This is a genomic window from Hydrogenophaga sp. (genome assembly GCF_051860785.1).
GTDB lineage: Bacteria > Pseudomonadota > Gammaproteobacteria > Burkholderiales > Burkholderiaceae_C > Hydrogenophaga.
The window spans coordinates 13,627-32,610 of sequence record NZ_JBIMLB010000022.1; the positions used below are offsets into that span (position 1 = coordinate 13,627).

19 protein-coding genes are annotated in these 18,984 nt (G+C 66.9%); 4 read left to right on the top strand and 15 right to left on the bottom strand.

Annotated elements, in window-relative coordinates:
- Nucleotides 1-516: 516 nt before the first annotated feature.
- Nucleotides 517-693, top strand: coding sequence for a hypothetical protein (locus tag ACTIF6_RS22090; protein ID WP_439589972.1), 177 nt, complete (start codon nt 517-519; stop codon nt 691-693).
- Between the two features lie 2 nt (nt 694-695).
- Nucleotides 696-920: a hypothetical protein gene (locus ACTIF6_RS22095; RefSeq protein WP_244386893.1), complete on the top strand. Its 225-nt coding sequence runs from the start codon at nt 696-698 to the stop codon at nt 918-920.
- Here the strand turns inward: ACTIF6_RS22095 and ACTIF6_RS22100 are convergent.
- Nucleotides 891-1,121, bottom strand: a complete 231-nt coding sequence (locus tag ACTIF6_RS22100; RefSeq protein ID WP_244386894.1) for a hypothetical protein — start codon at nt 1,119-1,121, stop codon at nt 891-893. The two genes, ACTIF6_RS22095 and ACTIF6_RS22100, sit on opposite strands and share 30 nt — an antisense overlap.
- A 126-nt stretch (nt 1,122-1,247) precedes the next feature.
- On the opposite strand from ACTIF6_RS22100, the gene ACTIF6_RS22105 reads away from it, so the two are divergent.
- Complete coding sequence (locus ACTIF6_RS22105) at nt 1,248-1,757, top strand: hypothetical protein (protein WP_244386895.1); 510 nt, start codon at nt 1,248-1,250, stop codon at nt 1,755-1,757.
- A gap of 118 nt (nt 1,758-1,875) precedes the next feature.
- On the opposite strand, the gene ACTIF6_RS22110 is transcribed toward ACTIF6_RS22105, so the two are convergent.
- Nucleotides 1,876-4,332, bottom strand: a complete 2,457-nt coding sequence (locus ACTIF6_RS22110) for a DNA repair protein (RefSeq protein ID WP_244386897.1) — start codon at nt 4,330-4,332, stop codon at nt 1,876-1,878.
- A 135-nt stretch (nt 4,333-4,467) separates the two neighbouring features.
- Here ACTIF6_RS22110 and ACTIF6_RS22115 point away from each other — a divergent pair, with 135 nt between their 5' ends.
- Entirely contained in the window at nt 4,468-5,385 is a 918-nt protein-coding gene (locus ACTIF6_RS22115; protein WP_244386901.1) for an HNH endonuclease, read from the top strand.
- Here ACTIF6_RS22115 and ACTIF6_RS22120 read toward each other — a convergent pair.
- The 13 genes from ACTIF6_RS22120 to ACTIF6_RS22180 form a co-directional block, all read right to left on the bottom strand.
- Nucleotides 5,375-6,718 (bottom strand): metallophosphoesterase family protein, encoded by a 1,344-nt coding sequence (locus ACTIF6_RS22120; RefSeq protein ID WP_244386905.1) that lies wholly within the window; start codon nt 6,716-6,718, stop codon nt 5,375-5,377. The two genes, ACTIF6_RS22115 and ACTIF6_RS22120, sit on opposite strands and share 11 nt — an antisense overlap.
- A 14-nt stretch (nt 6,719-6,732) precedes the next feature.
- Nucleotides 6,733-8,004 (bottom strand): recombination directionality factor, encoded by a 1,272-nt coding sequence (locus tag ACTIF6_RS22125; protein WP_244386906.1) that lies wholly within the window; start codon nt 8,002-8,004, stop codon nt 6,733-6,735.
- 126 nt (nt 8,005-8,130) lie between these two features.
- Nucleotides 8,131-9,084, bottom strand: coding sequence for a site-specific integrase (locus ACTIF6_RS22130; protein WP_244386908.1), 954 nt, complete (start codon nt 9,082-9,084; stop codon nt 8,131-8,133).
- A gap of 236 nt (nt 9,085-9,320) precedes the next feature.
- Nucleotides 9,321-9,959 carry an isochorismatase family protein gene (locus tag ACTIF6_RS22135; protein WP_244386909.1) on the bottom strand — a complete coding sequence of 213 codons (639 nt, stop codon included), beginning with the start codon at nt 9,957-9,959 and terminating at the stop codon, nt 9,321-9,323.
- Nucleotides 9,959-10,990, bottom strand: coding sequence for a 2,5-dihydroxypyridine 5,6-dioxygenase (locus tag ACTIF6_RS22140; protein WP_244386910.1), 1,032 nt, complete (start codon nt 10,988-10,990; stop codon nt 9,959-9,961). Before ACTIF6_RS22140 ends, ACTIF6_RS22135 begins: the two co-directional genes overlap by 1 nt.
- Nucleotides 10,991-11,009: 19 nt before the next feature.
- Complete coding sequence (locus ACTIF6_RS22145; RefSeq protein ID WP_244386911.1) at nt 11,010-11,786, bottom strand: alpha/beta fold hydrolase; 777 nt, start codon at nt 11,784-11,786, stop codon at nt 11,010-11,012.
- A gap of 11 nt (nt 11,787-11,797) precedes the next feature.
- Complete coding sequence (locus ACTIF6_RS22150; protein ID WP_244386912.1) at nt 11,798-12,556, bottom strand: maleate cis-trans isomerase family protein; 759 nt, start codon at nt 12,554-12,556, stop codon at nt 11,798-11,800.
- Between the two features lie 36 nt (nt 12,557-12,592).
- Nucleotides 12,593-13,567: an ABC transporter permease gene (locus tag ACTIF6_RS22155; protein ID WP_244386913.1), complete on the bottom strand. Its 975-nt coding sequence runs from the start codon at nt 13,565-13,567 to the stop codon at nt 12,593-12,595.
- Nucleotides 13,557-14,543 carry an ABC transporter permease gene (locus tag ACTIF6_RS22160; RefSeq protein WP_244386914.1) on the bottom strand — a complete coding sequence of 329 codons (987 nt, stop codon included), beginning with the start codon at nt 14,541-14,543 and terminating at the stop codon, nt 13,557-13,559. Before ACTIF6_RS22160 ends, ACTIF6_RS22155 begins: the two co-directional genes overlap by 11 nt.
- Nucleotides 14,540-16,132 carry a sugar ABC transporter ATP-binding protein gene (locus ACTIF6_RS22165; RefSeq protein WP_244386916.1) on the bottom strand — a complete coding sequence of 531 codons (1,593 nt, stop codon included), beginning with the start codon at nt 16,130-16,132 and terminating at the stop codon, nt 14,540-14,542. The genes ACTIF6_RS22160 and ACTIF6_RS22165 overlap by 4 nt, the downstream gene beginning before the upstream one ends.
- Entirely contained in the window at nt 16,129-17,199 is a 1,071-nt protein-coding gene (gene torT, locus ACTIF6_RS22170) for a TMAO reductase system periplasmic protein TorT (RefSeq protein WP_244386917.1), read from the bottom strand. Before torT ends, ACTIF6_RS22165 begins: the two co-directional genes overlap by 4 nt.
- 276 nt (nt 17,200-17,475) lie before the next feature.
- Nucleotides 17,476-18,315, bottom strand: coding sequence for a TetR family transcriptional regulator (locus ACTIF6_RS22175; protein ID WP_244387057.1), 840 nt, complete (start codon nt 18,313-18,315; stop codon nt 17,476-17,478).
- Nucleotides 18,316-18,601: 286 nt separating this feature from the next.
- Nucleotides 18,602-18,814, bottom strand: a complete 213-nt coding sequence (locus tag ACTIF6_RS22180) for a hypothetical protein (RefSeq protein ID WP_244387059.1) — start codon at nt 18,812-18,814, stop codon at nt 18,602-18,604.
- Nucleotides 18,815-18,984 lie beyond the last annotated feature (170 nt).

Consider the following 18,984-nt stretch of genomic DNA (forward strand, 5'->3'; position numbering starts at 1 on the left):
CGATGACGCCGTCGCCGCGGTTCGCTTGAGCAAGGCAAGGCTCGAGGCAAGCGGCGCGGCATCGCCATGTGGCGAACATCGCGGGCGAATCGGGGCGATTTCGGGTGGCAAATCGAGCTTGCACATGCCCACGGCCGCCGGACGCGCATACTGGAGAGGCTTCCCGTGGGCATCGCGTCCACAAAGCCTTCATCGGCAGCTCCGGCTGTCCTGAAGTCCAGCTTCGCTGGCGTCGCAGTCGATACCTGCCCTCGAGTTCCCTGGCTTCGTCCGGGGTGGCTGCTTTGGCAGCCATGAGTTCTTGTCGGCCTTCGGGCTGACGCCTGCACATGGACGGTGGCCTCACGGCTACCTGCCATCGAGCGAAGGCCCTCACCGCAAGGCGTGGGTCTTCATCCCATGCCGACCCATGCCGGGTCGGTACCGAGCCGCCTCGCTAGCGCGAGGCACACCCGAACGGGGACCCCAGTCCCCGCCAGGGTTGGGCGTTCCCCTTTTTCATCGAAGGAGAACCCCATGCTCGCTGTCATTGCAGCTGTAGAACCGCGCCGCATCCCGGTGCTGCTGGGTGGATCCGGCCTTGCCGGTCATCCACCCGTCCCGCACCGCAAATTGCCGGTGCTGCTGCGGCCCCTGCCCTGCCTCGGCAAGTGCATGGGCCGTCCGTGCGCTGACTGCCGCGCCGCGGGTTGACCATGACGGTCGATCTGTACCGGCGCCGAGTCGCCGCCACTGTGGTCGAACTGGCCCGGGAAGACCCCTTCCTGGTTCAGGAAGTCATCGCTCGCCTGCGCGCAACGGGCGAGATTGAAGCCGACGATCTGGTCTATCTGGACCGGATCGCCGATCGTTGGATCGGGATCGCCGAAACCAATGCCAGGCAAGGGACCTCAACGCACGCGCGTCAAACGCGCGGGTAGCGAGGCCCCCTTTGCCTTGGCAAGGGCGGTTGCGACCTTTTCCAGCAGTTCCGGACGCTCCTCGCCCAGCGTATTGGCCCATCGGGCCAGTGCCTGGTCGAGATCGTCCTGCGTTCGCGCCCCGCCGACGTCGACTCCGAGCTTTCGGAACTCTTCGACCTCGGTGGGCGTGAACCGGAGTGAGTGGCCTGCACGAAGCATGTGTGGGTGATCCAAGGCGTGTGGGTAGCCAGCTTAGCAAAGCAGCGCACCGCCACAACCCCTGGGAGACTGACGCCTCCCGCCTCGGGGCTTGGCGCGCACATCCCGCAAGCAAGGAGAATGACCATGAGTCAGAGTGCTTCGCGCCCCAAACCGCGACCCAGTGCCATCGGCACGGAAGAAGAGAAAGCCTGGGTGTCGTTCTATCGACGCGCGAGCAAGGACCCGGCGATCGCCGCCGAGGTTCTGGCCCAGCTCGATGCGGACCCCGAGATGAAGCGCGAACACCTCGCGCTGTACCTGTGCTGCCGCGAGTCACTGCGTGTCCAGCAGGCACGCGATGCTCGCAACCAGCGCATCGGCCAGTTCGTGCGATGGCTGATGGGTGCGCTGCTCGTCAGGCTGCCATCGGCTGCTGCGCGCTCCCTGGGCCGTGGACGCGACGTTGCCGTGGCTTGTCTGCCCGAGAATGCCAGTGAACCCGCGCAAGCGCAGGTTCGCCGGCTGTCGAAGGACCCCAAGGTTCGTTCCGCAAGGACGGCCTTCAAGGCACCAACGACCGAAGTACCAACGCCCGCCGAGTCGTCCACCGACCCGGCCCAGGCGCTGCCACAGCGAGGCCAGGCGACTGGCTGAGCGAAAGCAACCGCGTTCTCCCGGCCCCGTGCCGGGAGAACGGCCCGGTTTTTCCACTTCACGCGCGGCCCCGCGTCACCGGGCCAATCCACTCGCCTTCAACCTGCGGTTGCGTCTCTCACCGGGACAGCGCCGCTGCACGCACGTGCTCCTCCAGATCGATGACCACATCCGCCATGCCCGCCAGTTCCGGGGTCTGCGAGATGAAGAACTCGCGCGTGTATCCGCCGATACGCAGCACCTCACGCTTCATCGCACCGAACATGCGCTTGCGTGCTGGATCCAGCGCACCGTCGGCTTCGTCCGAGAACAGCGTCGCATAGCGGCGCTCACTGGTCTGGGAGAGGTACAGCGCCACGGCCCGGACCAGGCACTCGTTGATCCAGACTCTCTCGCCACCGCTCATCATCCGGACGCTCTTGCTCTCACCGGATTCGGCATCGTGCACCACGATGTCGAAGCCTTCCCGAAGCTCCCCCTTCGCGGTCTCCGCCTGCGTCACGATGGACACCGTGAAACGTGCCCCATAGCAGGCCATCAGCAGCTCGTTGGCCAGACCTGAAAGCGCGGGCCCGGCATCGTCGATCGCCAGCGCGATCAAGCCGTCGTTGCTCATGCAGCGCGCGAGCAGGGTCCAATCTGCGACCGCGTCCTCGACCCGCTTGGCACGCCGCTGCACAGATACCCGCCGTTGGCCGAGTTGCTGTTGGGCGCGGCGCAGTTCCACCAATGCCTGCGACTGCCGCACGGCCTCGAGGTGTGCGGCTTGCAACGCCTCGCACTGCGCGGCCGCGCGATCTCGATCCGCCTCGGCCGCACGCAGGGCGCGCCCATCGAATGGCATCGGGAGCGCCTGTAGCAGCGCATCGATCCTCGCCAGCGACTTCTGCAACTGCTCGGACTGTGTGCGGCGCTGGCCCTCGATGCCGCGCAAGGACGCCAGGATGCACTCCCGTTCCTCCTGCTCTTGCCGAGCAGGTTCCGGGTCACCGTCAACCTCCGCCGTGCCCTTCAGTTCCTCGTTCGCCTCCGCAAGGCGCAGGCGCGTGCCGGCGATCTCCTCCGCCTTGCCCGCCAACAGCGCATAGCGTGAGGCCCTTGCACGGCTGCGTTCCAGCCGATCTTCTTCTCGCTGCAATTGCGCCTCGGCCGAAGACGTCGCTTCGACACGCCCTCGCGCCAACTGGACATCAGCGAGCGCCTGCGTCCGCTCTGCAGCGAGACGCTGCAACACGCCTTCGGCGCTCGGAATCAATGCCTTCGCTTCCCGGGCGTCCGCCAGCAGCTGGCAGTCCCCCTGCAACGCCATTCCGCTGCAGGGCACCTCCCGCGTGAGCGCGAACCTGCGGCTCAGCGACTGCGCCCGAAGAGCCGCCTGTCCCGCCTCGCGCTCGATGGCCTCGACCCGCTGCTCGCCCAGGCGCATCGCGCTGCGCGCCGACTCCCACGCCGTGACCGCTTCTCGTGCCTGAAGGAGACGACCGGCCCGCATGGGCAACACACGCTCGGCCAGCGGCAGCCGCTTGACCGCACGCTCAACCAGCGGGGCACGCGACAGCAGGGCAACGCATTGCACCTGTGCCGCCTGCGCCCGCTCCCGCCGTCGCCGGGTCTGCTCGGCGCGCTGCGCGCATCGCTGGTCGAGGCGTTCGAGCCTTTGCCGGTCCAGGCGTTCGCGCTCTCCAAGGTCACGGATGGCCGCAAGGTCGGCCGCCTGCGCAGCGGATCGCTCTTCCTGCAACTGGCTGCGCCTCGCATCCGTCTCTCGGCTCTGGTCGCGCTGGGCCATCAGGCGGGCGCAGGATTGGCTCAGCTCCTCCCGCCTTTCGGCCGCTTTGCTCGCTGCAAACTGAGCCTGCTGGGCCCGTGCCGGGGCGTCCGCTGCTTTCGCCAAGCCGCAGGCTGCCGCTTCCTCGTCCTCGACGATGACGGCGAGTTCCTGCCGGATCCCCACCAACCCCGCTTTCAGCAGCTTGGCCGTCTGCGACGCCTTGGCACCCAGTTCCCGGATCTGATCCTGCGCCAACAGATCGGCCAGCAGGGTCTTGATCTCGCCATTGCGGTAGTCCGACAGTTGCCGCTTGCCCTGGGCGCCAAACACGGATGTGAAGAACGTGTCCGCGCTTCCGCACAGATGCTCGACGCAACGGGTGTAGGTTTCGACTTTCCCGTCTGACACAGTGCCATCGTCCAGTACCACCGGGCGCCACACGCCATCGTCCGCCAGAGTGCTCAGATAGGCCTCCGTTCTGCGCCGGCCGTTGAGACGGATCACCACCTGGGTGCGGTAGCAGCGCCCCTCCAGGGCCCAGGTCAGGTCCTTCTCGCTTTCGGGAAGGTACACGTGGTCGTAGTAGCTGAACCCGCCCGCGCCCGCCGTCGCGACCCTTGAGGGCATGGTCATGAACGGATGCATGTTGTCGAGCACGGTGCTCTTGCCGCGCCCGTTCGCGCCGGTGATCGCCACCAGTTGCGCGCCATCACACAGGGCTTCGAAGTCCAATGTCAGGGTTTCAAGACCAAGGCCGTCTCGAATGCCGCGAAAGCCTTTGAGAGTGAGAGACAGAAGTTGCATGTTGCGAGTCCTTGATGTGGGTGGAATGCCATCGGTCGATGAACCCCAGTCTCTCGCTCAGTTGGACGCAATCAAGGGCATGCTTGGAGAGTCAGATATGCTTTACACAGTGAATAACGATGAAAGAACAATGATTTGAGCCGGACATTCTTCGCCTACCACCTCACCCACCACTTCGGGCCATTCAGCCTGCACAGTTACCACACCAACAACACGACGGTCAGGGAGGGTGATCAGGTGTATGTTGTCTCCGGCGATGACGCATCGGACGGAGGCAAGGACTACTCGCTCGAGGGCCTCTTCCGAATTCATCGGCGCCTCGACGGCCCGTTCGAACTGATGAATCTCAAGGGACAGCCTGCGACGTTCCAGTTTCGGCTCTCGATGACCGCGATCCGCGTACCCGACGCTCCGGTTCCGCTTCAGGGCGCGCCTTGGTACGACCGCCAGGAAGTCCACCGCTTCTTCTCGAGTGGACAGAACTTCAACCCGCTGCCCACCGAGCCGGACTACAAGGAACGATTCGACGCACTGCTGGCTGGCTATGGCCAGTCGAGCGCCAGCGAGCTCGTCGATGACCTGGCGGAGATCGAGCGGACCGTCCCCGACGCCACCGAACGCGCGGCGCTCACCCAGGCGCGCATTGGCCAGGGACGTTTCCGGGCCGACGTGACACGGCTCTGGGGGCGTGGCGAGGTCTGCGCGCTCACCGCCATCGCGCTACCCGAGCTGTTGATCGCGTCCCACATCCGGCCCTGGCGGGACTCGTCGAACGAAGAACGGCTCGACCCCGCCAATGGCCTGCTGCTCGCCACACATGCCGACAAGCTGTTCGACCGGCACTTGCTCAGTTTCGATCTGCAGCGCGGCGAGCTGCGCAGCGTGATCGCGCCAAGCGCCCAAGGCGATGCGGCCCGACTCGGCCTGACGCCCGGCATGCCCCTGCGGGCAGCACATCTTCCCCCCAGCGCGGCGCGGCGGCTTGAAGCCTACCTCGCAGAGCACTTTTCGCGCTTCCAGGCGCGCAAGGCGAAGCTGTCTGCTACCGGGTAACCGGCGCGGGTTGTCGCCGGGCACCGCCATTGCAAAGCGATGGGGATGTCGACGTCTCGTGCGACGGTAGTGCCGCACCATCGCTCATGGGCTCCAGGTCGGAGCTCGGTCCGGCGTGGTGGAGCAACCGCTCGGCAATGTCTTCCGGCGAGTGTTCGCCAAGTTCCGCAAGGCGCATCAACAGCGGTTCTGCATTGACGTCGGTCACCCTCGCCCACGCACGCAGCTTGTCGGCCAGGCGCGGCAGGCGAGAGATGCCCGCGGCCCGGGTTCGCACCACAGGCACGATGCGCCCTTCGAGCTTCGTTTCCGCCGCATCACCCAGCATGCGCTGGATGGCATCGCGATCCACCGCGCTGCGGTCCTCCTCCCCCACGGTCCATCGGACCCGCACGCTCGCGCCAGCCACGTCCTGCTGGGCCAATGCCTCGCGCAGTACCGAGAGATCGGGTCGGCCTTCGAAGACGATGTCGACGGTCCGTCGCGCCGGTGTCGGCACCAAGGTCGCGCTGGCCCTTGTCGCATCCACCTCCCACAGCAGGAAGCCCTTGTCGCCATCCTCGCCGTAGTGAAAGCGCCCGATGGACCCGGCGTAAGCGACCAGCTGCCGCCCAGCCTTGGAATCCTGCTCCCAGGACTGATGGCGGTGGATGTGGCCGAGCATGAAGGCCTGGGTCTCAGCCGCGAACAGCGCTCCGGTCGTGAACTCGTGGTCGAAGCCGGCCATCGGCACGCCATGCTCGCTGACCGAGCCGAAGACCGTGCCGTGGGACACGCCGATGGTCGGCAGCCCCGCCGACCGGGCCAGCCGGTTCGCCGGGCCGAAGCCCGCCAGCAGGCGGCCAAGGTGTTCGCCAACGGCCGACGCCGCCTGCGCCGCGCCCACCGCGGCCGCCACCGTGGCCTTGTTGACCGTGGGCAGGCAGGAGAAGAGCGCGACCGTGTCCGCCGGCAGCGATTCGAATTGCCACGACGGTGACCGGACCCATCCGCCGCGCCCCGTGAGCGCCACCTGTTGGATGCTGTCGGCGACATGGATCGGGTGCTTGCCACCGATCGAACGGAACACGTCGAGCGTCCCGGGCGGTTCGTGCGAATAGGTGCCCTGCAGCATCAGCACGGGGCAGCCGTCGGCCAGGCGCCGAACCTGTGCAGCCAGGCGTGCGGCCGCCGGTGCATGCAGATCGAGGGCATGGTCCGTCGCGTCCCCGGAGATGACCGCTGCCTGCGCGCCCGCAGCGATGGCACGGTCGATGGCCGCACCGAAGCAGCGATCGGCTTCCGACAGGGTCTTGGCCCCGAAGTGGAGATCGGAGAAGTGTGCGATACGCATGGTGTGGGCCCCTTTCATGCCGTGAGTCTGAGTTCGGTCTCAACCTTGTCAACGTAGCCCTCCGGGTCGTGGACGTAGCGCTCCAGTTCGTCCCAGGCTCGGCCACGGCCGTGCGGGTTGATCCGCCAGCCTCGGCCCCAGCGACGGTCCGCGTAGCTGCCATACCGCTCCGGCGGGATGCCCATCGCCTCCACCCGCGCCATCACCTGAGCAAGCATTGGACGCCCGGGGCGTGCGGATTCGGCGCCATCGCTCGCGGTCGAGTGCGCCGCCCCATCCAGGATGTCGCTCTCGCCCACCGGCCTGTCTTCCAGAATCTGTGTGGACAGCTGTGCCTGCTGGAGAACGCTCTCCTCGTCCTCTTGGTCCCGCAGCAGTGCCGTCACGTCCACGGGAGCCTCGAGCTCGATGATCCACTGGGGCACCCGCACCGCCCTGCCGTGCTCGTCGATATGGGGAACGTCCTTGAGGACCTTGGTCAGGAAGAAGGTCGTCCTGTCACGGCCCAGGAAACCCGAGATGCGTCCGCCGCGCATCATGGCAATGGCCTGGAAGCGCTGGATGGCCGCGCTCATCGCATAGAAGCTCGTCGTCGGCAGTTCCAGCGCACTGATGGAGCGGATGCCCGGGATGAAGAACAGGAAGCGGCCCGTGAGATTGCATTGCCGCGCCTGGTACTCCCGGCAGGACTCGGGATCGCAGATACCACCATTCTCTTCGCGCGGTACCGCCTTGCGACCGCCGAAGATGCGGATCGTGCGCCTGCCCGTGTCGTCCACAGGCACCGGTGCGTGGCGCATGCAGTGGCGAGCCTGTCCGTCGGGCGCATACTGGGACCAGAAGCGCTTCTCGTGGGTGCTCCAGGCCGCCAACTCGTGCGGCATCACGGTCTGCCAATGGTCCGACGGGAACACGACGGGAAATCGGTAGAGCCGGTGGCCCTGGCCGCGGTCTTCTCCGTAGGCCTCCAGGATGTCCCTGGCGATCTCCGGGTTCGGGAAGTCCGAGGCCCGCACGGTGAACCACGGCACGTTCCGCGGCACCAGCGGCGCTTTGAGCTGCGGGATCGCCTCGGCCAGGGTGCGCTCGATCTGCTCGAACGAATGCCCCTCGGCCACGCCGCGCGCATAGATGGCCTTGGCTTCGGGCCGCTCGGCCGCCTTGCGGGTCAGCACCATGATGCCCGGTCGGATCTTGCCGCCGGTGGGGATGCGCGGGGCCATTTGCCCCAGCAGGGTCGGCTGCGCGCCGGGACTGCCTTGGACCTTGACGATCGCGTTTGCCATTGGGTTCTCCTTCATGAGACGTCGTTGGTAGACGCTTCATGCTCTCGCCTCAATGGACGCCTTCAACCCCCGATATGGACTGCGACGATGCTCACCCGACCTGACGAAGGCAGCGGGGCCGCCCTGCTAGATCAAGTCATCCGTCAACTCGTCCAGTGAAGGCTGTGGACGAGGGAACTGCTCGCGCACCGCGCTGCGCTCGGTGATGCCCAGCAAGAGACCGACCTGCATCTCGTCCGCACCCCTGCGGTACAGGCGATCGGCCACGGTGTGGCGGATCGTCAAGGCGGTGACCTTCTCGAGTTCAGCGTAGTGGAAGATCTTGCGGTAGGTCTCCTGGATGCCCCTGCACAGGAATCGCCGCTGCGCCCCAACGCCGTAGGGCTTGATTTCGAAGCCCTCACCCGATGCGGACAGGAACAGACGGCTGTCCGGCACGAGGCCTCTATAGGCGGCGGCCCCGCTCATGCTCAACCCGCGTCGGATGCGCTGCCCCAGGTAGGCATCCATGGCTTCGTCAAGGCGCGCACTGCGGAAGAAAAGCGGGCGGCTGCGTCCATTGATGGCGAACTCGGCACGCAGGCTGGAGGTCCGGCGCACAGTCCCGTCGGCATTCAAGTAATCCCGGACCTCCAGCCTGGCCACCTCCAGGGGCCGGGCGCCCGTCGCCAGCAGCAGGTAGAACAGCGCCGTGTCCTCCTGGGCCTGTTGACTGCGGACGCGGATGCGCGCGGCACCCTTGGCGACCTCCTCCTCGCTGAGCACCCTCCGATCCCTTGCCTCCTGCGGCGGGGGGCCGGTGAGGTTGGCCACGGCCGCCAGGACGGCCGACCGGTGCAACCGGAGCCGGCTGACGAAGGCAGCGCCGTCCTCATTCAGTCCCTTGATACCGGCGATGCTGGCGGCATGTCTGGCCAGTGTCTTGATGCGGCGCTGGACAGCGGTGCGCGCGAGTCCGTGCTGCTCCGCGACCTCCTCGTAGGTGCTGCCGTCGAGCAAGGCGTGAAGCATGCGCACCGACGCCTGCCATTGGGCGTCGGGCCCTTCCAGCTCACCATCCGGACTTGCTTGCTCACACACGCTGGCAGCTCCTTTGCAGGTACGGCACGATGGAGCGCAGGAGCAAGCTCATAGGCCAGCGGGCGGTTGGTGAGGCTACACCTGCGGCCCGTCGCCCTGCACCAGATCCTGGTCGGCAAGGGGCGGGGGCCGAAATGGCCCTGGCGGCCAGGAATGCTGCCGCATCTGCTCCACGCGTCCACCATCGTCAACCATCGGTTCTCCCTTTCAGCCGGCTCGGTTGCCGGATCGGGCCGCTATGCGACCGTCGTGCGCCGTTGGACCTCGTCCAAGGTCCAGACCTCCGCGTACTTCTGCTCCATGTCGAAGAGACTCGCGTCGTGCGGCGCCTGCGCACGGTCGCCGACGCAGTCGCTGACCACGACGGGCTCGAAGCCGAAGCACATGGCGTCGACGACGCTGGCGCGCACGCAACCGCTGGTCACGCTGCCGGCCACCAGCAGGGTTCGCACACCGCTGCGCGCGAGCCACGGGCCGAGGCCGGTGCCGAAGAATGCCGATGGCACGGTCTTGCGAACCACGAGCTCCCCGGCCGCCGGCGCGAGCTCGGGCACGATGGCACTCGCCGGCGCGGATTCGGTCAGCGACAGCATACCCGGCACCTTGGCCGAGAACACATTGGCGTCGCCGCCATCGTCCGCGAAGACGATGCGGCTGTGGGCCACCGGCCATTGCCGGCTGCGCGCCAGCGCGAGCAATTCCCGCGTCCTCGCGATCGCCGCCGGAATGTTGCCGCCGCCGAACACCGCCGGGTCAGCAAAGCCGTTCACGAAGTCGACGATGAGCAGCGCATAGGGCGGCTGCGCCGTCAACGCCGCACCGAAGCCCTGGCGGGAATAGGCGGCCAAGTCGCCCGGCAATGTGCTCTCGGACATCATCCGCGCTCCATCTGGATCTCCTTGACCACGATGTCGCCATCGATGACCACGGGCTCCCCGTCCAGGAACAGGGAGCAGTCCCGCATCGGGATGTCCACGTGGCAGGCAGTGTCGTTCTTGCCGCCGAGTTCGTTGTTTGGCCCCGTCGACCACAGCACGTTGCCGTAGAAGGCGCGCGGCTCCATGCCCATGCCGCCGGGAAAGTCGCCGGGCACCATGCGGTGCCACTTGGCCTTGGGGTTCATGCCCCAGCCAACGTGGCTCATGCCCCAGCCGCGCGGATCCTTGAAGCTGTCCATGTAGGACTTGAGAATGCCCGCCTCCACGCCGCCGCGGATGTCGGTGATCCAGCCCTTCTCGATCGTGTAGGTCACGGGTTCGCGCACGTACATGAGTTGCGGCAGCAGGATGTCGCCCGGCGCCACGACGATCTGGCCGTCCACGCCGTCGTCGTCGCCGCCCGTGAACACGAAGCCCGAGGGCCAGTGGTCCCAGCGTCCCGGAATGTCGGTGCAGGCGTACTCGGTGACGGCCGGATAGGTGTTGAGCTTGTAGGTGACGTCGGTGCCATGGGGCGAGGTGATCCGCAGCACCTTGGCCTTGTCCAGCAGCGTGGCGGCGATCTCGACCTTCTCGCGCAATTCCGGGTAAGGGAGCATGCGTGCCAGCAGTTCGGGTGGCTCAACAGCGGTGAGCACGCGCGTGCCGGAGGCCTGGATGGCCATTTGCTCGGGCGAGAACAGCAGGAAGATGCAATCGATCAGCATGTCGCAGTTCTTGAGTGCCTCGACCGCCTCGGGATTCGCCGCGAGTCCGGTGACGCCGACGTTCCAGCCCGCCGTGGGCAACGGCGCGGGCAGACGCATGTGGTACATCTTCGCGCCCAGGCGCTGGCCGGCGGCCATGAAGGCATCGGCGTAGTCCAGGCGCTCATTGCCCTGCGTGAGCACGACGAGGCGCTCGTCCTGGTGGACGCCTGACATCTTGAGCTGATGCAGACAGATTTCGGTGAAGCTTGCGTGGTCCATGGTGTCGTCCTCCTGAGGATCAGTGGGTGAAATCGAGGACGGCAGCGAGGAAACCCTCGAGGTCGTCCCAGGGAATCATGTGGCCCGCCCCGGCGACGCGGCGGACCTCGATGTGCGGCATGAGGCGGATGACTTCCGCCTCGTCGTCGGGCAGCACGACCTGGGCGCCGCCCGCGACCACCAGCCGCGCCGGCAGCGTGATCAGCGGCAGGTCGGCATGGATGTCGTCGGTGGCGAATCCATCCCATGCCTGCCGGATCGCGCTCCATTGGCAGGTGTGCAGCCACTCAGCACGCAGCGCGAGTTGCTCGTCGGTCCAGGTCGGGCAGTAGGTGCGCATCTGTTCGATGCCACAGCCCTCCTGCGCCAGGCGGATCGAGTCGCCGTACCAGGCCCACTGGGCGGGGTATGGCCGTCGGCTCGGCCCCGACATGGGTGGATCGACCAGGATGAGGCCCGAGAAGGCATCCGGGCTGCGGCGCGCCGCGCGGATGGCAATGCGCGCGCCCATCGAATGTCCCAGCACCACCGGGTGTCCGAGCGAAGCGGCCAGCGCAATCGCGTCGTCGGCCATGGCGTCGAGCGAGTAGTCGAGGTCGCCCGCCTGGCTGAGGCCCCGGCCGCGCACGTCCAGCACGTGCACGTCGAAGCGCTTGGCCAAACGCTCGGCGGCGAAGCCCCAGGTGATCGCCGGGCTCGTGATGCCGGGTAGGAGCAGCAGGGGCCTGCCCGCGCCCGGATATCGGATCAGGTGCTGGCGAATGCCGTTGGCGTGCACGTGGTATCCGGTGGGCATCGCAGCGTCTCCTACCGGTAAGCGCCGGAGAGCAGCGCGCCTGCGCCGGGCACGATCGGGTCGAGCTTGAGCTCCTTGAGGATGGCGTAGGTGGTGGCGATGGCGGCGGTGAGCACCGGCTTGCCGGTCTGGGCCTCGACCTGGGCCACGGCCGGCAGCGAGGGCATCTGCACGCAAGCCGACAGCACGATCACGTCGGCGTCCTTGTAGTCCATGCCCGCGACGATGCCGGGCAGCTTGGCCGGGTCGTGGCGGCCCACGTCCAGGTTGTCGGGGATCTCGAGCGCGCGGTGGTCGACGATCTCGAAGCCTTCGGCGGCGATGTAGTTCATGACCAGCTCCGTCAGCGGCTTCATGTACGGGGCGACCAGCGCGATCTTCTTGGCCTTCATGACCTTCAGCGCCTCGATCAGCGCGCCGGCGCTGGTGATGACGGGGGCGGTGGCGTCGTTGCTGGCGGTGCGCTCGGTCAGGCGCTTCTGGGAGACGCGGTGGTAGCCGTGGCCCATGGCCATGATGGCGACCAGGCAGGCGTAGCCCAGGACGTCGACGCGGGCGTCGGACAGCTCCAGGGCGCAGCGGTCGCTCTCGGCGTCCATGGCGGCGAGCTCTTCCTTGACCACGTGCTTCATGCGCATGCGGCTGGAGTGGAAGGTGAAGCGGTCCTCGGGGCGCGCGATCTGGTGGGCCAGCAGCATGGCCGGCACTTCCGTCTCCATGGTGGTGTTCGAGCTCGGCACGATCTGGCCGATGCGGTAGGTCTTGGTCATAGAGGTTCCTGAAAAATGTGTCTTGGCGGGAAACCGCTACGCGCGGCCACGCCGGAAGCGGTCGAGGTAGAGGGCGCCGAGGATGACCAGCCCGAGGACGATGTCCTGCAGGTAGCCGTTGACCTCGATCAGGTTCATCCCGTTGGAGAGCACCGAGATGAAGAGCGCGCCCAGCAGTGCATTGATGACGCCGCCGCTGCCGCCCTGCAGGCTCAGCCCGCCGATGACCGCCGCAGCGATGCTGGGCAGCAGGAGGCTGGCGCCCAGGCTCGGCTCGCCCGAGCCCGTGCGGGCCGTCAGCATCATGGCGCCGAGGGCGACGAGCAGCGACGCGATCACGTAGGTCGTGACCAGGAAGCGCCGTGTGGGCACGCCCGCCACGTAGGCCGCTCGCTCGTTGGTGCCGATGAGGTAGACCGAGCGCCCATACACCGTGCTGGAGAGCAGCCAGTGCGACACAAGACAGACAGCGGCCGCGATCAGGATCGGAATCGGCACGCCCGCGAGTTCACCGTAGAACAAGTCGCTGAACTCGTCCGGCACACCGAAGACAGGCCGTCCGCCGGAGATGGTCGAGGCCAGACCAAAGGCAATGTTCATCGAGCCCAAGGTCACGACGAAGGGGTTGACACCCAGCCAGGCCGTGCATGCCCCGTTGAACAGGCCCAGGGCGAAGCCCGCGGCCAGTGCGGCGCCGATGCCCGCAGCGACCGCGAGTCCAGCGGACCCGTCGCCCAATACCGCGGTGGTGACCAGTGCGACGACGACGCTGATCAAGGAGACACCCGCCCCGAGCGAGAGGTCGAAGCCGCGCACCAGGATCACGAACATCTGCGCGCAGGCGAAGATCGTCGTATAGCTCGTCTGGATCAGGATGTTGCGCAGGTTGCGCGCCGTCAGCACGTTCTGGTCGACGAGAGCGAAGCCGAGCAAGGTCGCCAGGACCAGGATCCATGTGACATGCCGCCCCAAGCGCAGGACGGGGTTGCTAGAGATCGCTTCAGTGGCCATCGATCTTTCTCCTTTTCTTGAACTCGTCCAAAGCCACGACCAGCACGATCAGCAAGCCCATGACGATGGCCTGCGCCTTGCTGTCGACGCGCAGCAGGTCCATTGCGTTGTTGAGCAGCAGGAGGAACAGCGAGCCAAGCGCCACCCACTGCACCCGACCGACACCGCCGTGCAGGCTGACACCTGCGATCACGGCGGCGCCGATGCTCTGCAGCGCCAGCGTGTCGCCCACCGACCCCTGGCCGGAACCGATCTGGGCCGTCAGCAGCAGGCTCGCGAGCGATGCGGCCAGTGCGCACCCGACGTAGGCCAGCACCAGGTGGAAGCGCACATCGATGCCGGAGACCCGGCTGGCCTGCGGGCTGCCGCCCACGGCGTAGATGCGCGTTCCCAGCGCCGTGTACTTCTGGACGATCCAGACCAACAGCACCACGATCGCCGCCGCCCACACGGTCGGCGGCATGCCCAGCCACAGCGTGCGGCCCAGACCGGCGACGAAAGCCTCGGGCAGGCCGTAGATCGGAATCCCGTTCGTCAGACTCAAGGCCACACCGCCGACGATGGACGCCATCGCCAGCGTCACCATGAACGGCGTGATCCCGAACACCGCGACGGCGATGCCGTTGCACAGCCCGACCACGACGCCCACCGCCAGTCCGGCGGCGATGCCCGCGGTGATGGCGACGCCCGGGCCCGAGCCCGGCGCCAGGTGCGCCATGACCAACGCACTGACGACGCTGGTCAACGCCATCGTCGACCCGACCGACAGGTCCATGCCGCGCACGATCAGCACCAGCATCTGGCCGCAGGCCACGATCATCAGCAGCGCGCCGCCGCGCAGCACGTTGATCAGGTTCTGCGGCCCGAGGAAACGCGGCTCCGTCAGCGCGAGCCCGACGAACAAGACCACGAGCGCCAGGGGGAGCAGTCCAAGATCCAGGAGCCGACCGGCTCCCGCTTTCGCATAGGCCTTCATGCTGTGCCTCCTTGGTCGACCGAGACGGGCTCGTGGGGGAAGAAGTGAGCGAGGATGTCCGCCTCGGCGACCCCCTTGCCCGGCAGTTGCGCGACCACGCGCCCGGCATGCATGACGTAGATGCGGTTGGACAAGCCCATGATCTCCGGCAGCTCCGACGACACGAGCACGACGGCATTGCCCTCCTCCACGATGGCCTTGATGGCGTCGTAGACCTCGAACTTCGCGCCGACGTCGATGCCCACCGTGGGTTCATCGAAGAGATAGACCTTCAGGGGCCGCGACAGGCCACGCGCCAGCAGCACTTTCTGCCGGTTGCCACCGGACAGGTTGCCCACCTGGCGCTCGATGTGCAGGGGGCGCAGCTTCAGGCGTTCCAGGACGCTGGTGATGACCGAGCGCTCGCCCCGCTTGTTCAGCACGCCCCGGCGCGCGAGCGTCGCCTGATCCAGCGCCGCCATCGACGCGTTCTCGCGGATCGGCCGACCGAGGGCCAGGCCCTCGGTCGCGCGGTCCGAGGGGAAGTAGCAGATGCCGGCGCGCAGCGCCGCCGAAGGCGAAAGCGAGGTCAGCGCGCTGCCCTGCAACTCGACCCGACCGTCTGTGATCGGCTCCAGCCCGAAGACCGCGCGCACGAGTTCGGACTTGCCGCAACCCGCCAGACCGGCGATGCCGACGATTTCCCCGCCCGCGACCTCAATGGAGGCGTCGATGACCGCCCCGCCGGCGAGCGTCAGGCCCTGCGTGCGCAGCATGACCGCACCCGGCTTGTGCGAGACTGGCGGGAACAGGATGTCGATTTTGCGACCGGTCATCAGCTCGATGAGCTGCGCATCGGTCACCTCGTGGTTGTGCACAGTGGCGATCCGCCGTCCATCGCGCAGCACCGTGATGCGGTCCGCGATGCGCGAGATCTCGCGCATGCGGTGCGAGACGTAGATGATCGAGACACCGGTCTGCCGCAACTCACCGACCAGCTCGAAGAGACGCTCGGATTCCGCGTCGGTGAGCGACGCGGTTGGTTCGTCGAGGATCAGCACCTTGGCGTTGGAGAGCACCGCCTTGGCGATCTCGACCATCTGCTGCTGGGCCCGGGACAGCCGGCCGATGCGCGCCTGCGGTTCGAGCTTGAAGCCGAGCCGGGCGAGCACCTCGAGCGACTTCTCGCGCATGCGGCGGCGGTCGATGAACCCGGCGCGAACCGGCTCGCGACCGAGGAAGATGTTCTGCTCGACCGTCAGCTCGGGCACCAGGCTGAATTCCTGGAACACCGCGCTGATGCCGAGCTCGCGCGCCTGGTGAGGGGTCAGGCCGCTCACGGCCTTTCCCTCATAGGCGTAGCTGCCGCCATCGGGGCGCAGGACGCCCGCGATGATGTTGATGATGGTCGACTTGCCGGCGCCGTTCTCCCCGAAGAGAACGTGGACCTCGCCGGCAGCGATCTCCAGATCCACCCCATCGAGCGCGCGCACCCCGGGGAAGGTCTTCACGATCCCCTGAAGCTGGATGCGCGGGACGTGGGGCGCCGTCGCGGCTCGCGCCGCGATGTCCGGCTGCACCGGCGCACCCGCTTCAGTGGCTGCCATCATTTGGCAGGCGCTGCGACGCTGTAGACGGCCTGGAACGAGGCGGGAGCCAGCACCAGCGAGGTGTTGATGCTCGGCAAGGTCGAGGTCGTCACCATCGCGGGCACCGGTGCCACGAAGCTCGGCACCTTCTCCTTCTGCAGCGCCTTGATCGCGAGGTCGACCGCGATGCGGCCCTGCAGCACCGGGTACTGCGTCGCGAAGCCAAGGATCTGCCCGCTCTTGAGCGCGTCGAGCATGGCCTGGTTCTCGTACTCGGCGATCAGCAGCACATCCTTGCGGTTGGCCTCGCGCAGTGCGCCGATGGCGCCCTCGATCATCGTGGCGTTGCCCCAGAGCACGTTCAGGTCGGGATTGGCCTGCAGCGCGTTCTGCACGAGGCGCAGTTGGACGGCGACACCGGTGTCACCGAACTTCTCGTCGACCAGGCGCAGGTGCTTGTTGGCGGCAACGGCCTTCTTGAGGCCCTGGGCGAACTGTTCTGCCCAGCCCGAGCCGGCCGGGCCGGGCAGCGCGACGATGTTCGTCTGCTTGCCGGCCACGTGCTGCGCAAGGAAGCTCCCCGTGCTCTCGCCCATCACCACGTTGTCGGCGAAGACCTTGGACGCCGTGGGTGCCTTGTCCACCGGGTTCAGCACCGCGATGACCGGCTTGCCGGCCTTCTCGGCCTCGCGGAATTTCCTGGCCAGGCCCGCCTCGGAGATGGCACCCACCACGAGCGCGTCGAAGCCAGCGGCCATGCAGTCGTCGAACTGGGAGAGCTGTCGCGGCAGGTTCTCGTAGCCGCCGGCCTGGTAGATGGTGACCGCCACGCCCTGGCGCCGCGCTTCCTCGACGATGCCGTAGTTCACGGCCAGCCAGATGGTGTCCTTCATGTGCGGGAACAGCGCACAGATGCGCCACGGCTTCGTGGCCTTCTCGCCCGGTTGGTACTGCAGAGCCACCGGCGCCTTGCCGCTCATGTCCTTGACCGCGGCCGGCCACCAACGCTCCTGCGCCTGGGCACCAGCCCCGAGCAGCACAGCCATGGCTCCGAGCAGAGCCGCCCCAATCGTGTTCTTCAGCTTCATGAAAGCACCTTTCGTTGGATGACTGCGCGAGAGAAGCCGATGCCTCGGCTGGACGAGATCACGCGCAATAATAAATCGGCCGCCCGACCAATTACAACATTAAAAAATAAAGAACTGACACGCGGTTACAGGGTTAACCCGGCAAGCCAGTTCTCCATGCGGCGGCGGCAGAGGCCGTCACCAATGTCTACTCAAGCACGATTCGCGCCAGGAAACCCGGGCGGCATTTCGGCCCCGCGCAGGCCTTTCGAGGGCTCACGTGCACCCTTCTGGACCTTAGGCCGCACCATCCTTGCGCTTGGCACCGACGCGGGCCGCACCACGCCTGGAACGCACCGGCCAGGTCTGCGGCGTCGAAGGCGCGCCAAAGCCGTGGGTCAGGAAATTCGCCATCCGGGCGACGAGCTCTTCCTCGTTGCCGGACTGGAAGCGCCCATCCGAGAGATCGTCGAGCCGGTCCACCCCCGCGAGCATGTACAGATACGTGCCCACCAGGAACACCATGCGCCAGCTCACGTCGGCGGGATCGATGTCCGGCAGCAGGCTTTCGAGTAGCGCGATGTACTGCTTCGTCGAGGGGTCGTAGACCTCCCTGCGCAGTTTGAAAGCCAGGTCCTCGGGCTCGTTGTGCAGGCGCGATTGCAGCCGCACGAAGGCGAGCCCCCCTGGTCCGCTGCGCTTGAGCTCGAACTGCGGCGTGAGGTAGGCGCGCAGGACTTCGTCCACGGTTGGCTTGCCACCAGTGCGGCGCAGCAGTTCGTCCAGGTGGTGCACCCGCAGTTCGGCCAGGACCAGGCCTCGCCGCTTGAAGACGGCTTCGAAAAGCGCCTGCTTGGAGACAAAGTAGTACGAGATCATGGACGGTCGAACGTCCGCCTCCCGGGCAATGTCGCGCGTGGCGGTCGAGACGAATCCCTTTGCGGCGAACATCTGCTCAGCCACATCAAGGATGACAGTGCGGATGTCCCGGTCGACCAGCGGACGACCCGGCCCCCGACGTCCCGTGCTGTCCGCTTCGGCCACCGGCTCGCCGCCGGACACGGCCTTGACCTCGATGCGCTTTGGGCGAGCAGACTTCCCCCCGGCCAACGCCGTGCCACGGGAAGCGGTGGACATTTCATTCTTCGGCATTCAATTCATTCCAGGTCATGTAAGCCTGCGCGTCTCAGCAGCCTTGCTGAATGTCGGCGACGAGGCCGGCGCAATAGACTTCCATGATGCCCCAACTCGATGCACCTTCAAGCAAAGCACCCGGCCGCCAGCCTTCATTGCAACCGAGATGCCGGGGCTCGGCGCACAGGGTGGCGGGGTGTTGGCGAGCGTCCAATGCCGTCGCGGCACGCAATGCCCTCGGCAGGGCTCCTCACCGCTCAGGGGTGCCCGCCGGCCGCCGAACCCGCCTTCAGGCGGCCAGGCAGCGCGCGACCTCCTGGTCGATGGCCCAGTGGAGGAACTGGGTGTCCTCGGACACACCCCAGTAGTGCGCCTTGCACTTCGCCACGTAGGCCTCAAGGTCAGCGAGCGTGCGAATGCCGACAGGCTCGATGTCGGTCAGCCAGTGGAGCTGTTGGATTTCCTTGCGGGTGAGTCGAATCTGGGGGCCCAGGCGGATCATGGCGTCTACCTCTTGGGTGCCATGTTGGCGCAAGACGCAGGCCCTGTGTTCAAGAACCGAGGCAGGCGCGAAAAAATTTCTGCAGTGTCACTCCAGTGACAGCACGGGATGACCGCAATGTCCATCTCCGATCCGATCCAGCGCCCGCGTCAGCGATGCGCAACGGTTCA